Here is a 17,774-nt window from a genome sequence, read left to right as displayed (position 1 = left end):
ATATTATATATTGACCGATAAAACAAGAGATATTCAATGATTTTATATATCGATATTGATCGTTATATGATCAAAGGAGTATGTTAATACCAATTACTCAGCTCTTCAGGGCCAGCGCTACTTAGGCAACGTCCAGAGCCAGCTCACTACTACATACCAGCGCTTATCAAGCGGTATGCGTATTAATAGCGCAAAAGATGATGCTGCAGGCCTCCAAATCGCTGATCGTTTAACCTCACAAATCAACGGCCTCAACCAAGGTAACCGCAACGCTTCTGATGGTATTGCCCTTGCTCAGACCATGGAAGCAGGTATGGATGAGATCTCAGGCATGCTCCAGAAGATCCGTACCTTAGCTGTACAGGCTTCAAACGGTACTAATACTGCTGAAGACAAGGCAGCCTTATCAAAAGAGGCCTCGTCACTTGCAAATGAGATTACTCGTATCGCAAATCAGACTACTTTTGCTGGCAAGAAAATCTTGGTTGGTCAGCAAGGTGATGATTCTACTATCTTCTCAAAAGCTGGCCAAGGTAATGCTTCTAAAGCAGGTAGTATGACTCTACAAGTCGGCTCAAATAAGGGCGATACTATCACTTTCCAAGTTGAGAACATGAAGTTTTCTACGATCTCCAGTCGATCAGACAAAAATTTCGAGTTTGGCAATGATAAGCTTGTACAAATTGCCAACAACACCATCACTTTCCAGTTCTCAAAAGTAGATCCATCCGCTGCAATTGCTCAAATGGATAAGATGATTGCAGACGTCGATGGCCAGAGAGCCAACTTGGGTGCCATCCAAAACAGACTGGAGTCATCTATCCGTAATCAGTCTAATGTTGCAGCTAATGAAGCCGATGCACGCTCACGTATCCGTGATGCTGACTTTGCTCAAGAGTCTGCTAACTTATCTCAGCAGTCCATCATTCAGCAGGCTGCTGCTTCCATGCTGATGCAGGCTAATACCCGGCCTCAGCTTGGCTTAAGCCTCCTTGGCTAATAATTTCCTTTAAAGTTATGCAATTAGGCTCTGTTGCCCTCGGCTTCAGGGCCTTTTTTATAGCTGAAACATCACGACCAAATCCCAAAGTTCCACTGCCTTACCTTTTCTCTCATCATTCATTTGTTTACCGTCTAAGATGATTTGCCCTCTTAGAGCGGTTTAGAACCCTGCACTTTCTTCCTCTCCTCCACCCTTTTCTCAGCTCTAGTGCTTCTCTGAGCTCCCCATTGCCCTATTCTCTGCTCAAATTCGTGATCTAGATCACTTTTGGCAATTGCCTAATTTTCTTCTAAAAGCTGATATTTATCGCATTTGTTTAGCAAGATCGCAGTACACGCAGTTATGAATATATAGAGGTCTACCATAGCAGCCATGTTGTTGCTGTGCATGCAACAACGCCGGTCTCCTCGTAGAGCTTGAGTATCGTTGGTGCTCAAGCTCATTTTGGATACTTATTTTTAGCTTAACGGTGGTAGCTCTATGCTCACACACTCACTAGAAAGTACTACAGAAAGATCCTTAGCTTCTTCATCTGTAGACCTTGGCTGCAAAGCTCAAACTCAGACCCAATCTAGCCTGTCTAGCACTAACTCTCCTAAGTATGTGGATAGCACCCTATCCCATGCTGCAGCTAGTAAGCTTATGGACAATCAGACAGGCGAGATCTTTCATCAGCCTTGCAATACAGCATCTTATGCTCCTGTAGTGCCTATGCAGCGTCCTGTTGCTGAGCCTGCACCTTCTGAAGACTTATCTCAGGATAAGCAGGCTACACGTAGCTTCTTTGGTGCCATTAAAGCTAAAGCAACATCATGGTTTAAGAAAGCTTTCCGCTTAAATGGAAAGCATAAGGCTGTTTCATCTGATACATGTGAGGCTATTGAAGGTCATGGTTCTAAGCCTATTCAATCTAATTGTGCTGCAGCTAATCATGCTGCTGTTGTCTCTTGTACCTCTAACACTGCCGATGTAGACCATAAAGTTCATGCTCGTACAAGTGATGCGGCTGTTGATGTTTCTAAGGATGCTGTAGATACTCCCAAGGGTGCTGTTGAGTCATCTGACAGTTCCTGCGATGTAGTTCTGTCTGAGAGCATGGCCGAGGCTAAGGAGTATATAAGAGGCGTACGTAACTCTAATATTTGGCGTGCTTGCGGTGGTGCTGAGCTAATGGAGCTTAGCAATAATGTGGCTCTATATAGACCAGACTATGGCAAGGGTGCATCCGTATCGCAGCCACCACAGGGTATGGGAAATATCGCCACTCCATATGGCATTGTCAGAACTATCACCGGACAGCAATATGTAGCTCCAATCGTCTCTCTGCCGATCGTGTACGGTAAGACTGGTGATGTGGTTACTCAGCGCATGATTCGACCTCTGTCAGTAAACTACACTGGCAGATATCGTCAGTTCCCTGTGATTCCTGTTAACGAGATTGCAGGCTTGGTTCAGGGCAAGATCGATGTGCTTAAGCGTCTGCTTGCCTCTGATGCTAGTGCTGAGACTGTGGCCTTATATCTTGATCCTCTACTTACAGCCATGATCCGCATTTGCAGTGTGCTGCCTGCATCTGAGTACTACCACGACTGCAATGTATGCGGCCTAGTCGATCACAACCTCAAGGTAGCTATCTTTGCGCTTACTGAGTTTAAGCGCCTTGATCCACAGCCTCTTGCTGCGATCCCAACCACTACATTAAGACGTAGAGGCGTAGATTGGATTAAGAGCTCCAAGCTAAGTGCTGCAGAGGCCGATACTTCTGCTGATTCATCTTCTTTTTCAGATGAGGATAGTGCTTTAAGCCAGGCCTTTAAAGAAGAGGCTGAAGAGCTTGAGTCTCCTACATCTGCATCTGATGATGAGTCCGCATTAAGTGCTGATGCAAGCAAGTTGATGTCCTTAAAGCGTGACGTTAGAAGCCGTGCCCTTATCAAAAGAGACATTTGGCTGCATACCAATGAAGATACCTTCTATCGCAGTCAGGCTGTTGCTGATGTGGCTGTGCATATGCGCATTGAGGTTGAAGAAAACCCACTGCTGCCATCAGCTAATACCAAGAAAAAGGCTGCAGCTACCCCTGATACTAAGCCTATTCCTACAGATGGCCTTACCATCGAACAAATCATGGCCTCTGGTGTTGGCAAAACTTTAGAGCCAAGTGACGATCTTACACCGCCATCATCCTTAATGTCTGTTGTAGATACCTTAATTGCTGAAGGATTAGATGCTGAGGATAGCGACATCATTACTGATGAGAGTATTCAAAGCGATGTCGTAGTTACAGGTGAATCACCATACAAAGATTGGACTGGTGAAGAGGACTTTGAACTTGGCCAAAAGAAAGCCACGCAAACTGATGCTCAAGCCCTAGCTGCAGAGCAAAAGGCTAAGCTTGCTGCTATTAAAAAGCAGCTCATCGCCTCTCTAGACTCTGATCCACATGATGAAGAAGGCCTGCTAGCTCTATGCCGTCGTAATCTGAGAATCAAGCGTGACCTTAACCTGATTAATAGCGCTGATCTTAGCTACTTCTCAAGCAAGCGTTACTTACCTGCTTTAGACGATGTATTCACTCATGAAGCTATCGAGCTACCTAATACCGAGGCTACTAACACAAGCACTGCTGATAGTGCCTCAGTAAGCTCTATTACCTCTAAAGTCGAGCCACAGCCTGCTACAAAGACAGTAAAGGCCGAGTGTAAGTCCGAACAGTCAGCGAATGCAGTTGAGGCTGCAGTTGAGTCCAAAACTACAAAAGCAGCTCCAAAGAAAGCTTCTAAGAGCAAGAAAGCATCGGCTAAGAAAGCCGCTCCTGCAGAATGTGCTGACGATGCTGATGCTACACCAAAGGCTCTTGTTGATAGTGCCTCTATTGAACAGCCTGCTGCTGAGAGAGCAGTTGCCGCTAACGAAGCTCCTGCAAATGTAGAACCTGAATCAACTGCTAATGTAGAACCCAAGTGCACTGCTAATGCTCTTGCTGATACCGAACAGTCTAACAGTGCAGTGGCTGACGCGGTTAAGCCTACCAAGCGTCGCAGCTCCAAGACTACAGCAAGCAAGAAGATAGCAGATAGCAAGGACACTGAGACAAAGGCAACTACTTCAAAGACCAAGACCTCAAGCAAGAGTGCCGCTAAGAAGCAAGTTAAGGAAGCTGATGCAGAAAGCATTAACAATGCAACTGTTGCTGCATCTACTGCATACGAAACTATGGATCAATCTGAATCCTTAGTTACTTCTGAGGCTAAATTCTCTGCTAATGACACTGTAGAAACCGTCTCTAAGCCAAATGAAGTTACTGAGATTCAGGCATCGGGTGAGGCTACTGTAAATACCACGGTAGTTAAGCGCAAACGTGGCCGTAAACCAAAAGTTTCAATCTCCACTGCTACTGCCTCTGAAGCCAAGGCTGAGACTGTTACTGTGCCTGAAAATGTGACTAAGGATAATTCTGTTAGTGCGACTGAGCCTGTGTCTGAGGTTAAGGCTAATGCTGAGGACAAGCCAAAAGCTAAGCGCGATCGCAAGCCTAAGAGTGATACGCAAAACAAGATTATTGCTGATAACAAGGCTACAGATACTGAAGCGCTTGATAGTGCTGCATCTGTTGAGAGCGAGAGTGCAAAGCCAAAATCGCCGTTTAAGAAGCCGTATCGGAGAACTAAGAAGGTGTTTGCAAATATGAGCTTAGAGCAAATGGCTCATATAACGCCTGTAATTAGCGGCAATAAGTCATCTTACGACGATAGTGAAAAGCCATTTATCCCTGCAATTGTTTGGGCTGATAGTCTTTAGGAGTCACCATGTTTGGTCACCAAATCAAAGATATTGAGGATATGACCTTAGAGGCCAGTAAGTCCGCTAATGTAGAACAAAGTATCCGTGAGCATATGCAGTTTGATGCTGTACAGATGGATGCTAATGATGATGCCTGCTTAGTTGCTGTCGCACATGTTGCGGATCAGGCTGACGTTTTAGCTCATGAACAGAGTGAGTCAGCATGTGTCGCTGAGTCACAGACTAAGCCTTGCTGTGATGCATTAGCTGCAGCTCAAGCTCTTACTTTTGCTAAAGATCCTGCTGTTGTGACTGCTGATGATGCTGTAGATGCAGCTGTTCCTTCGCATGTACTTAGTGCTGGCTTCTTTGTAACTGAGCTTAAGTGCAGCATGGAAGGCATTGAGCTGATTGATGCACTTGCTGCAGATGATGACTCTGTACGTGTTGTTGATGTGTCTGCATGCCTATCTGATACTGCTAGTGCCAAGCTCTGCTTCGATGTGCTGCTTCGTGATAACGATGTGGCGAGTGATGCTACTGATGCTAAGGCTAAGCTTGCCCAAGAGTGGCTTAATCACCATATGGCTGAGATCTCTAAGGTCATGATGCCTAAGTGTGGCGAGACCATTTGGAATACCACCAAGCTCGACGGTAATACTTATAACGAGGCTTTTGGTGTCGGTGTTGCTAGCCTTACTAGCCTAGCTTTAGACGACCAAGCTGTTGGACTAGATATGTCTGCCTTGATATCTACTCAAGAGCCTAGTGCTGGTGCTGCAGACACACAGAACACTGATGCTCAGGCTCTAGAAGGTATTAGCGTAGCATCGGATACCACTACACTTGCTACAAACAATGCGCTGCGTAGCAGTGATGACAGCTTCGTTGCTGAAGACCATTATGCTAATACAAAGGCTAATGCAGATGCTGATATTTGTGGTGCTGATGATGCCCTGGCTTTGGTTGAGGTGGATAGCATTCATCTACAAGATGGTGATGACGCAGCTTCAAACCATGGTTGTGATGAGCCTGTAGCTAATGTAGTCGCTGAGGGTGACGCTTTGGCTGCTGTGGCTGCTAATGCAGCTAATGCGGCCACAAATGAGAGCGAGGCGCTATCTGATGGTGCTGCTGTATCTGCGGTCAAGACAGCATCTGAGACCGTGTCTACTTCTTCCTCTTCAGCTTCTGTTGGCGGTGGTGATGGTATTTCTGCTGATGCCTGCGCTGATACTGATGCTGTTGGTGGCTCTGCTGATGCCGATGCTGATACTGATGCTGTTGAGGTGGATTGCTGCGGAGTGGCTTTAGATGTAGTTGCTGCAGCATTAAGCCATGCTAGCCATGAGGGTAGCGATATTTGCGGACTTACTATCAATGGTTGCGCCAAGATCTGGTCTGAGAGTAATAGCTACTTTTTTGAGCGAGGCAGCAACCTTGGCTCATTGGAGACTATGAGTGTTGGTGAGCGTCTTGAGTATCTTCTGGATAGCTTTTCATATGAGATAGACCCTTACTCAATTAAGGCCTTAGATAGTGCTATTGCTTTAGTGCATAACCGCCGCAGCATGATGCGTTCATGTGAAGAGAGCAACTATGTACTGTTAAAGAACTTAGGTCTTAGCGACGTTGAGATTCAAGACTTATTGAGCGTGCTGCATTTAGAAGAAAACTACAGCACTGGAGCTTATCTTTTAGGTGTTTGCGATGATGAGCTTGAGTTTAAAGAGGCCTTAAAGCCTTACTCATTAGATACGCTGATTACTGATCCTGAGTTTGAAAAAGCTATGCTCGATAAGCTCTTACTCTGGAATAAGGCCGATGAGCGTCAGCTCAACAAGAATGCACGCCTGCAAACTACCATCAACAAGATTTATAGCGCCATGGATAGGCGTTGTGGTGGGCGCTTTAAGCTACGTGATCAGCGGTTTATCGCTGAAATGGCCATCATTTTCTTAAGCTTTGCGCACGATATCAGCAAGATCAGAACAGACTTAGATATCCGTGCTGCCAATGGTCTTAAGTATGAGCCATACCAAAGCTTAACTGACTTTATTGCAGAGACTAAGACACCATATTTACTCTTACGTCACCTCTTAGGACGTAAAGACGATCACCATAAGATTGGTCTTTCTTATGGTGTCGATATGCTCGCCAGATATTGCTATAACACCGAAAAACTGGTTTCTCAGCTCTTTGATATCCGAATGGAGATCAATGACTTTAGTAGCCCCCTTGCCGAGATTGTTATCAAAAAGGGTGATCGTGGCTCCTGCTGTACTGCTGCAACTACCTTAAGTAGTAATGCCGAGATGTTACGTGTGATGGCTAAAGAATCCGCTGCTATGCGTCTGCGCATATCTCAGCTTAATGCCATCTTACAAGCAGATATTGAGGATAACGTAAACCTACTGCGTGACCGCACCTTTGAAAGACTCATCAAAGCCAACCCTATCCCTGAGCTGCAGCTTAATTCAGTAGCTGACTTATCAACTGAAAATGGTACTTCAGCAAGCTCAGTAGATGGCATACAGGCCCGTGCTAATGGCGCATCTAACCCATCAATTGCTAATGCCAGTAAGGATGCGGCTATCGTGGCAGCATCTGAGAGCAAGACTTTCACTGCTGCGGCTAGTGATGCTTATGCAGTTGATGCTGATGCAGTTGAGGCTAAGTCAAAAGATAGTATTTCTGAGTGCTTGGATGATGGCGCTTGTGCTGATGCACATGCTGATACACATGATGATACAGGTGCTGATTCTGTCTCTGACACTGATAGTGGCGCTGATGAGGCTGTTGATGGCAACTGTGTGTTGCATGCGCCTAAGAACTTCTCTTGTCTAAAGGAGATGGAGCGTAGACAGCGTTATGGCAATTGCTTGTTCACAAATTTAAACAAAGAGCCACAACGTACTATCTGCACTATATCTTCACTCATGTATGCCTCTGCCTTAGCTGAGTATGAGCGTCGCATTCATAGCGTTAATGAGACCTATTCAGATATCTATGTTAGCGATAACACCATGTATATCTCTACATCCTCAAGAGCTCATGCAAGCTTACTCTTTGGTATGAACTTACTCACTTACCAAGACTTACAAACCTCTCTTGAGTGGGATGGCAAGTTAGTTCACGAGATCATCGTTAGAAATGGTCTGAGCTTTAGACGTGGCCATAACTACCACTTAACTGAGTGTGAAGGTAATACCGTTATCTTTAGAGGCTTTACGTTAAGAGTTGATGAGCAGCCTATCTATCCTCAGCTAAAGGTTAGACAACTTGCTAATAACGACACCCTCCTAAATCAGCTAGTTGGTTCTATTGCTTTATACATTGCAGCCCGTCATGAGCAGCAAAACTACTTAATTGAGCACCGCAAGATGCTACTGCGACTCTTTGAGCTCATGGCTGCTTTATCAAGACGTGAGCGAGTCCGTCTCTTAGCTCGTTTAGATGATGTCTCATATGAGCGCTACAAGCTCCTTGAGCGATCTTTAAACATCTTTGAGAGCATCAACCTTGTAAGTACTCAAAAGATCGCTGCATCTTTACATGCCAACGATCCATTAGCTAAGGCCATAGAGCAAGGCCCTCAGCACATGCTAGAGCTGATGCGCAAATACCCTGTAAACAACCATTGCGCCAGCGAGGCAATGGCTGCTAATGCCAGCCTTAACTCATTTGGTACTGCCACTACTGCAGCAGACACCAACACAGCTAACCTAAGCAGCAATGCTGCTAATGCTGCTAATGCTAGTGCTAGTGCTAGTGCTAGCGGTAGTGCTGGCAATGCGACCAATGCAGCTAATTGGTTCAATAGAGCTAATGGCGATGGTGCCCATTGCTCAATGGTCGAGGCTATTGAGCAGGGGTGTGGTGATGCTGGCAGCTTAAAGAGTGCGTGGTTTGAGCTCATAAATGAGTATGAGCAGCGCTGCATGGGAGTGGATATTCCAGCTTTAGTGCAGGCTTTTAACTTAGAGCGTAAGTCGCTTGCAGTTAACTCCACTGAGGCAGTGGTTTTTCGTGAAGTGCTTGGTCTTGGTGTAGCCATCATGATTGGAGTAAGCCATGCTGATGATGACATCTTCAAGGCCTCTAAGCGTCATGTCGTTACCGGTGGTTTTGATTATCGCAATATGAAGATGCGTGGACTGAGCCTTATCGAGCTTGAAAATAGCCACCTTAAAGACTTTGACCCGCTTAATCTCCCAAATTACATGGACTATGAGCTCAAGCCTTCACGCATGGTCATCAATGGCTGCACGCTAAGCGACGTGCTGCACTCTGCAGAGCACTATAAGCAACAAGTCACTGTGACCTTTGAAAACGGCTCTAAAGCATTAAACGACGTTCTGTGCAGCCGTCAAAGCAAAGCTAAGAAGCTTAAAAAGCAGCTTGAGCAATGCCCTGTCTAACAACAGCTAAGGGTGGTGCAAGCTAAGGCTAAGGGTCTGGAGGCTATGGGTCTAGAGGCTATGGCCTGTGCTCGCTTTCTGGTGCTTGCGTCATCAGTTTAGTAACACGATTAACTTTTTTGGAACTCACATTAGCAGCTATTGCCCTTGTAAGTTGTCTTAATGGCCCTCAGTGGCTTAAGGATAGTTTATATGTTCCACAATACCCGTCGTATTCTTGGTACTTTCAAATACGTCATATCTCGCAATAGAGGTTTAGAAAACCGCAAGAATGACCTGCTCACAGGCCACGGTGTTGAGAATATCACCAATATTAGAATCACCATGTTCATAAGCTTGTTTATAGGCCTCATTGCCCTCATCGCTTATGCAACAGCACTGTCATTAAATGCCCTGCTCGTCTTTTCCATGATGTTTATCTTTATGTCCTGGTACATTGGTCATCTGCCAAATGACAAGCTCTCTGAGGATCTCGATACCCATTTTGGTAAACACAATTTCAATCCATACAAGTCTTACTTAGGAGGCCGCATTCTCATCACCTCACGTGGTGTCAGCCTCTCACTTAGCAAGCGCACCCCTTTAAACATCATCTCAAGACGTCAAGAGCTGACCTTAAAGCTTGCTGAGGCCAAGGCTCTTGCAGCCCTGCCAGCTCCAAAAGACAAATCTACATCAAAACAGAACAGCGCAGCACAAACTCACCTGAAGGCCATGCCCCAGGCAAGAGCTGATGCCTATGGTAATCAGTGCTGCACTCCAACCACTACAGCTACAGCCACAGCTAATGAGAGTAATGCTAGCCCACTAAGCTTAGGTGCAAACCCAAACAATGCCTCTCAAGCCTATGGCAATGCCACTGCACATACCAATGTTTATGGAGCTAATGACGCTGCTCATTTAGTAGATGCCAATGTTGCATCAGCCTTTGCATCTTCACATGCAATTGCCAGTGCTGATGCAGTTGCTGATGCTGGTGCTGGTGCTTCTGTTGGTGATGAGTCCAATTGTGCACGTGGTGATGCCTATGCAAATGAAAATGCTGGTGCTACTCCTTGCACTAGTGCTAATGCTTGTGCCTGTACAAATGAACTAAGCGCCAATTTTCTTGCTGCTACAAATGGTGCTCAGCACCATGAAATAAATGCCCATGCTTCTGGCGTTCAGGCTTGTGGTCATGAAGCTATTGAGTGTGTCGGATCTGCTATCCATGCCTATTCCGAAAGCGCCGTAGCTATGAGCGAGTCTATGCGTCAGACTGGCCGTGCTGCCGGTGCTGCTTGCGACAGTATGGACAAGCACAATGGTCTTGGTGGCGGTGGTGCTCAAGCTTCTGGCTTTGGCTATGGCCTTGGCTCTGGTGATGGTGATGCTGCAGGTATGCATGGTAAGAAGATGGCTAGTTTACGTGCACGCAAGCTGGTGGGTGCCATGTTTATGGATAGACCATGCTCAGATGCTGAGGACTTTGTTATTGGACGTGCCTTACACATGGCTCAATGTGCTGATGGTAATGCCTGTAGTGCTCTTAATAGCGGTTTTATGACCACTCTTGAGACTCCACTGTTAAGTGGTGTACGCCTCTATCCTGGTATTCCGATGACTGATGCTTGTTGCTGTCAGCTCATTAGTGCCATTGCTAATAAGCTTAACCATACAGATAAGAGTGGTCATGCTCTAAGCGTGGCCAATGCTGCTTCTGCGGTTATTCGTGGCACTGATAAGGCTTTAACTTTTGCAGCTAATTTACTTGGAGGAAAAGAAGATGGAAGTGATTATGCCCATGTACTTAATAACCATTGCGCTACTGGACGTGCTGATCTTGCTAAATCTAATGGTCAGTGGGTGCCTCCTTATCACTCATCAATGCGCAAAATGGTTAGACCGAAAGATGTAACCTTTTGGGGCTTTGGATTTATCTGGGGTGCTGAGCATACCCGTTTGCTGCATCATAAGCTTGAAATTGGTCTTAGACGTGCTGCCTATGGTAGCAATGGCTCTCCTGATATTCATGCTATTGGAGGTCAGTACCATGCCTATGAGCCAATCTATCTGCCTGAGAGCAATTTAAAGGGTCACACCTTATTACTCGGAACTACTGGTGCTGGTAAGACTCGCTTTTTCGATCTGGAGATTTCACAAGCTATTGCACGTGGCGACACTGTGATTGTGATTGACCCAAAGGGTGATCGTCAGTTACTGCGTAGCATTGTACGTGCAGCTAAGGATGCGGGGCGTGATCCTATTCAAGACCTATTCATACTTGACTTATCTAGAAAGCAATTTACACCAGGTGCTGATAAGCACTCCTTTACTTGCTATGACCGCTGCCGTGGCATCGTTAAGCCTTTTGGTATGGAGGGTAGCGATGATGCTGCCGATTGTAGCAATCTGCGTGGTAAAGATGGACTTAATCGAGACAATTTAGCCGATCTTAACGACTACTGGGCCACTGCTAGTGATGTTGACCATGAGTTAATGACTGCCCCATGCGATAGCCTCATTACTGATGACATGCTCAACTTCGATGGCTACTCCATGGATGCTGCTACTGGCCGGGTAAGCGTGCCAACTCCAGCACAGCATGGCTCAGGTTCAGGTTCAGGCTCAGGCGCAGGCTTTGGCTGGGGCTTGGGCTCTGAGGCTTACGCTGCAGATGGCTTTTGCTGCGATGCTATGAGCTTTGATGGGCCTCGCAGCGAGCAAGATATTGCGATGATGGATGCTTTAAAGCGTTCTGAGGAGTTCTTTGCCAACTCAAGTGATAAGAATCACTTACAAGGTGGTGGTGAGTTTAGAGCTACCTTCTCAAATTTATATGACTCTCCTGCCTCTCGCTTTAATGAGCGTTTGATGCAAGATGAGCACTATCAGGATGTAATTGCACCTGCAGCCTCTGCTTTTGCCGGAACTACTGGTAATTGGCAAGGTAAAGAGCTCGATGTGGATGACATCATTATCAACTGCAGCAACTATGGCATTAATCCTGTGGGAGCTTTTGATCAGCCAGCTCAGATTGGTGCTCGTTTAACCTCTATGCTCTCAAGCTCTGGCTCTAGTGCATCGTTCAAAAACTACTCCAACATGGCTGTAACTGCAGCTGTGGTGTGCTGTCAGCTCTCTGGTAAGCATATTACCGTTGAGAACATCCGTGACTTAGTTACGGATCCCAATGCCCTGCAAGTAGCTCTACGTCGTTATATCAACTACAAAGTCGAACAGATTGATAATGAGGTCGTACAAAGACTTTGGAACACTATCCACGGCGTGGGTGGTCCACTCAATGGCATTAAAGGTGTAGTCACTGCTGCCTTAGGCCCTCATGCTACTGGTGAAGCACCAGTGGGCAATTACCATGAGATCATCGATGGCCTCATCAAAGAAGGCAAGATTAGTCGTGCTGCATTTAAGAGTGTACTTGAGCAAATGAAGCACAGCCCTACTCGTCCTAGCAAGGCTGATTTACTGACTTTATTTGGCAATATCGCTGAGCTTGATCCTATTGCTGATGCCTCGGCTATTACCTCTTTAGCCCTGTCTTTATTTGATAGTGCCTCAGAGCGTAAAGAAGCTGAAGAGGCTTGTGCATCAACTTATGTAGACGTGCATGAAGGCGATAGCGTCGATGCTACCGACATTCTCTTTGCAAATCGTGAATCAAGCACCGATCCTGGTGCTAGTGCCGACATTAGCGACGAGAATGCCGCTGCTAATGCTGCGGCTAATGCTGATGCAGCACCAGCAGAGGCGCAAGCGGAGGCGGAGGCCACTGCAGCTACCCCTGCTCGCAAGACTCGTTCTCGTAGCAAGAAAACCACTACTACCACTACCAAGAAGACCACAACTAAGCGTAATACCAAGAAAGCCCCAACTCTTACCGCCTCCAAAAAGCGTGTGATGTGTGCTCAGGCTGAAAACGAAGTACTGCAGGCCTTTTACGATTGGCTAGGCAAGAGTGGTCTGTGTGACGACTTAGTGGATTGTCAGATCGTGTTTATGGTTACTGCTCTGCCTGTTGAGTACTATCGTAAGGTTACTAACTCCGTAGTCCCATACTTAGGCTCTTTAACTGGCGGTCTGTTACGTGGTCTGCTCTCTGGTAGCCGCAACGGTCAAGCTCTACCAAGTTTAAGAGACTTAATTGAGGGCAATAAGATCTTTGTTGCAGATATCCACTGTCTTAAAGATGCCACCACTGGCCAAAACTTAGGCAAAATGCTCTTATCTGACCTTGCCTTCGTGGCTGGTGATATTAATGCCACTGGTGCTCAGCTAAAGCGTATCTCTGTATTCATTGATGAGGCCTCCGAGCTAGCCGATGAGGCTTTAGTGCAGCTGTTAAATAAGTCTCGATCAGCTGGCTTCTCTATTACCATTGCCACTCAGTCTATTGCTGATTTGTCGCAGCGTTCAGGCTCAAAAGATGCGGCTCATCAGATCGTAGCTAACTGCAATAACCTCATTGCTATGCGTGTTAACGATCCTGAAACTGCAGCTATTGTGTCCTCAGTATTGCCACACACTAGCGTTGCTCAGCGATCTGCATCTGTGCAGTATGCAAGTGACGTATTTTGTGGCTTAACCTCTATTGGTCATGGTCTGTCAATGCAAGATGCCTCACTCTTCCCACCAGATGTGCTGATGATGCTACCTGACTTTGAGTACGTGGCTCGCTTCTCTGACGGTTCTTGCTACAAGGGCTTTATCCCTCGTCTTGCCCCAGATGAAGAGGTCTACCCTGATATTGCCAAGCACAAGACAGCCACCCATGCTGCCACCAGTGTATCCTCCAGTGCAGCAACAACCTTCGTCCCATCATCAAGCACAGCCAGAGCCGAAGCAGCATCCTCAGCTACTGCAGCCTCATCTGCAGCATGTGCATCTGCAGCACCTTTTGCATCATCAGGAGCTGCATATTCTGCAATGACACCAATGGCAGCAATGGAAGCATCCAACAGGCAAACAAATAGCTATGCCCCATTCAGCCCTGATACAGCTAGCAACGGCATGCCTAAGAGTAATCACCATGCAGCTTTAGCACTCAATTGCATAGCATCGATGCAGCAAAGCTCAGTTAATGCTGCAGCACTTGCAAGCATAAACACCATGGCTGCCAATGGAGGCACTACAGTATTGCCTGGCTGCAATGCATCACAAGGCACTGCCTATGCTGCAGCAAATGGAGGCATAAGCATGTACGCGGCTAACGAGCTTGGCAATGCTACTCAAAATGGCCAGTTTGCTATGGCTCAGACTAATGGTGCTGTGGTGTCGGCTATGGGAATAAGTTCATCTGCTAATGACAATGACATACTCGATCAGGTCTTATGGCCTGATGGTGTCATGATGCCAGGCAATTACAGTCCAGCTCGAGAGTCAGCAGATGGTGTAAGTGCTTGCTTTAAGGAGCAATTTACAGATGCGCAGCTGATGAACAACCTCAAAGACCCAGGCAAGATCAGTCTCTTTTATCGTAGGCAGCATCTTGAGCAAATGGTTAAAGAGACCACGCAAGAGAGCTATGCAGCTTATCGTAATCCTGAGGGCTTTAGACTTGGTAACTCCTCTCATAGCTTCCATGGAATTGAAAGCCCAATTCATTACTTTAAAGAACGTTTTTCATGGCAGTCATTTAAAGCCGAGAGAGATCCTAAAGTACGTTTAGCCCTACTTTTAGCCCTGCCACTTTTGATGCTTAAGTATCTTTTTGGCTCTGCCCTCATCATGTTTATCCACACCATTAGCTTTATCAAAAATAAGGTGCTCAAAAGCGTATTAACTGAGCTTCTGATGATTGCATTTATTGGCCTAAACCTAGGACTGATGATACAAGATAACTTTATTGAGGAAAATGCAGACTTAATTTGGGATGTGTATTGTTACTTTCAAAATCTCGGTGAAAGCATCTACTACTGCATAACTAATGTCACCTTGTGCTGCCCATATCTAAGCTATGACAATATTGCAGATATCATATCTGTAGGTTTTATTATGATTGATTGGTACATCAGAAATCCATCACTAATGTATTCACTAATCCTCTTAGGCATTATGATTGGGTCACACAGCAAGCTGATGAGTGCTATTCACCACACTACTCCACCAGCATCAGGACTGTTAACTCCATCGGTTAACTATTTATGGAGTCACAAATTATCCTATGTCATCGTGATCATCATTCTTACATCATTTTTAGTTGGCTTTGGCGTTATCTTTGGTCGTGAAATAGCTTATTTATCCACTGCAGGTTTTCTCTTAATTAGTGGCTATTTCGTCGGTGCAGCTCTAACTCGTACCGCCAAGTAACAAGCTCAAACAAAATAAAGTCAAACCACAATAGCAAAGCCCAGCCCCAAAAGCTCATCAAGCCCAGCATCAAGCCTAAGCTGCCATCCACTACAGCAGTGCCTAGCTTGATGCTGCATTCGCTTAACTAGAGGTCTTTGCTAGCTCAAAAGATTAAGTAGATACAAGTCAACGACTCAAATCTACACCCTTCCATGATCAGTAAATCCGTGAAGGCTACGCATGTTTATGCGTGGCCTTTTTTCGTTTCAGCATCATGTTTCCAACAGATGCAGCAAGCAAAAATCCCATCCAGCCTACTTGTCTACACCAAAGACGGTCATACCAATACCCCTCATACGATCTCAGATCACCACTGGCTAAGAGTCACTGGCTGTCTTGCCACCTCGAAAAATGCCACTACACCACTTTAACTGCAGATGCTTTTGGCTAAGGCTAAGTGCTTTTGCTGCCCTGTTCTTAGCTAAATCATGCTTGTTCATGCATAGATTTGAGATGCCATTGAGACTGTATTCATTCGGCTAAGTGGCACGAAGCAAAGCTAAGTGACGCAGTTTTAAGATCTCAAGTGGTATAGCCTCAGCACGTGAGTAAGTGCTGTGGTTGTGGTGATCTTATATCTTTGCTGACATCAAAAGATTACTAAAAGCCATATGAGGCAATGATCTTTAAAAGATTTTCCAAGATCGTGAGTGTTTTGATCTTAAGTGTGTAGCGATCATGTGAAATGCTCACAAAATGCCGCCAAATTCGCAGTGAGTTTAGTCATAATCACTGTCCGATTCATAGCTATACTTTGACTGTGCTCAATGTTTCGACAAAAGATCAGTGATCTAAGGGGTGTTTGTAGGTGCACACTAGATCTTAATAGGCTATGATATTGCGCATTGGTGCTGCTACTTCATGTAAGCGGCATGGAGCTTTTCTTGCGGCATCAAGCCGATTGACGTCGGAGAAGGTTTATGGCCTTTTTAGATAACTTTGAAGACAAGCAAAATAAGCTTGTACCTTTAACTGAACTGCATAAAGCCGAAGCTGAAGATGCACAATCTCTCTTTGCACTGATGCGAGAGTTTGTACCTCTTGACGTACGTCCAGCTGAAGCAAAGTATGAATTAGAAGCGATCTCTAAGGTAGAGGGCTGTATTGAAAGTGCCTACTACTTTAAGTTCATGTCTTCTCCATTCGATCTTGATGATGTCAAAAGACATTTAGTGCACTTTAAAGGCCTAAATGAGACCAATGTCCAAAGCTGCGTGGATCGTATTATTGCTGTAGGTAAGAAAGATCTCGAGCTCTTAACTTCAGTTCGTGACTATGGTCGTGATGTAGCCAAGCTCTATACTAAGCTTGCTCAAAGCGATACTACTCAAGCTAGCTGGCAAGTTGAGATTGCTGTAACTCGACTCAATACTGACTTTACCACTGCTCTTTGCAACGATGTTCGTAAGAACATGACCAATTACGAAAAGAAGAAGTTTACCCCTGAAGAGATCAGAGGCAAGCTCTTTACTGCTGTGCTTACTCACTTAGAAGCTCTGCATAAAGTTGGTCAGGTATTAGGCCAGGTTGAGTCTTCTCTAAAAGCTCTCAAGGCAGCTTTAGATGCTAAGGATCAGTCCTTATTAGCCGCAATCGATAAGTTTGATGGCGTAAAACCTAAGGTTGAAAAGCCAGCCAAACCTGCTAAGGAGGCCAAGCCTAAAGCCGAAAAGCCAGCTACTAAGAAAGTTGCAGCTAAGAAGACTACTGCTAAGTCCACCAAGACTGCAGAAAAGGCCACTACTGCTACTAAGGCAAAGGCAAAGGCTCCAGCTAAGACAGCTACTAAGGCTACTGCCACTAAGACTGCAGCTAAGACTACTGCAACCAAGGCAAAGGCCCCAGCTAAGACAGCTACCAAGGCTACTGCCACTAAGACTGCAGCAAAGACTACTGCAACCAAAGCAAAGGCCCCAGCCAAGACAGCTACCAAGGCTACTGCCACTAAGACTGCAGCAAAGACTACAGCAACCAAGGCAAAAGCCACAGCCAAGGCAGCTACCAAGGCTACTGCCACTAAGACTGCAGCCAAGACTACCACTGCAAAGGCTCCAGCTAAGACAGCTACCAAGGCTACTGCCACCAAGACTGCAGCAAAGACTACTGCAGCTAAGGTAAAGGCACCTGCTAAGACAGCTACCAAGGCTACTGCCACCAAGACAGCAACTAAGACTGCTGCTAAGGTAAAGGCACCTGCTAAGGCAGCTACCAAGGCTACT

Annotated in this window: 4 protein-coding genes and 1 pseudogene; all 5 read left to right on the top strand. The window is 45.8% G+C overall.

Annotation, left to right across the window (positions count from 1 at the left end):
- Window positions 1-79 precede the first annotated feature (79 nt).
- A pseudogene (locus tag RDO37_RS03155) lies at window positions 80-1,000 on the top strand (flagellin); the annotation flags it as partial.
- Between the two features lie 483 nt (window positions 1,001-1,483).
- Window positions 1,484-4,804 carry a hypothetical protein gene (locus RDO37_RS03150; protein WP_308498073.1) on the top strand — a complete coding sequence of 1,107 codons (3,321 nt, stop codon included), beginning with the start codon at window positions 1,484-1,486 and terminating at the stop codon, window positions 4,802-4,804.
- 8 nt (window positions 4,805-4,812) lie between these two features.
- Window positions 4,813-9,207 (top strand): hypothetical protein, encoded by a 4,395-nt coding sequence (locus RDO37_RS03145; RefSeq protein ID WP_308498072.1) that lies wholly within the window; start codon window positions 4,813-4,815, stop codon window positions 9,205-9,207.
- A gap of 192 nt (window positions 9,208-9,399) precedes the next feature.
- Window positions 9,400-15,513: a type IV secretion system DNA-binding domain-containing protein gene (locus RDO37_RS03140; RefSeq protein ID WP_308498071.1), complete on the top strand. Its 6,114-nt coding sequence runs from the start codon at window positions 9,400-9,402 to the stop codon at window positions 15,511-15,513.
- A gap of 962 nt (window positions 15,514-16,475) precedes the next feature.
- On the top strand, window positions 16,476-17,774 hold a 1,299-nt coding region (locus RDO37_RS03135), incomplete at its 3' end, for a hypothetical protein (RefSeq protein ID WP_308498070.1).

The organism is uncultured Anaerobiospirillum sp., assembly GCF_902485895.1.
Lineage (GTDB): Bacteria > Pseudomonadota > Gammaproteobacteria > Enterobacterales > Succinivibrionaceae > Anaerobiospirillum > Anaerobiospirillum succiniciproducens.
Note: the sequence above shows the minus strand (reverse complement) of the source record. Positions and strands in the feature narration are given on the sequence as shown.

What these genes read in the sequence shown, in the direction of transcription:
- RDO37_RS03150 (WP_308498073.1), top strand. Translation starts at nt 1,484, where the DNA reads ATGCTCACACACTCACTAGAAAGTACTACAGAAAGATCCTTAGCTTCT.
- RDO37_RS03145 (WP_308498072.1), top strand. Translation starts at nt 4,813, where the DNA reads ATGTTTGGTCACCAAATCAAAGATATTGAGGATATGACCTTAGAGGCC.
- RDO37_RS03140 (WP_308498071.1), top strand. Translation starts at nt 9,400, where the DNA reads ATGTTCCACAATACCCGTCGTATTCTTGGTACTTTCAAATACGTCATA.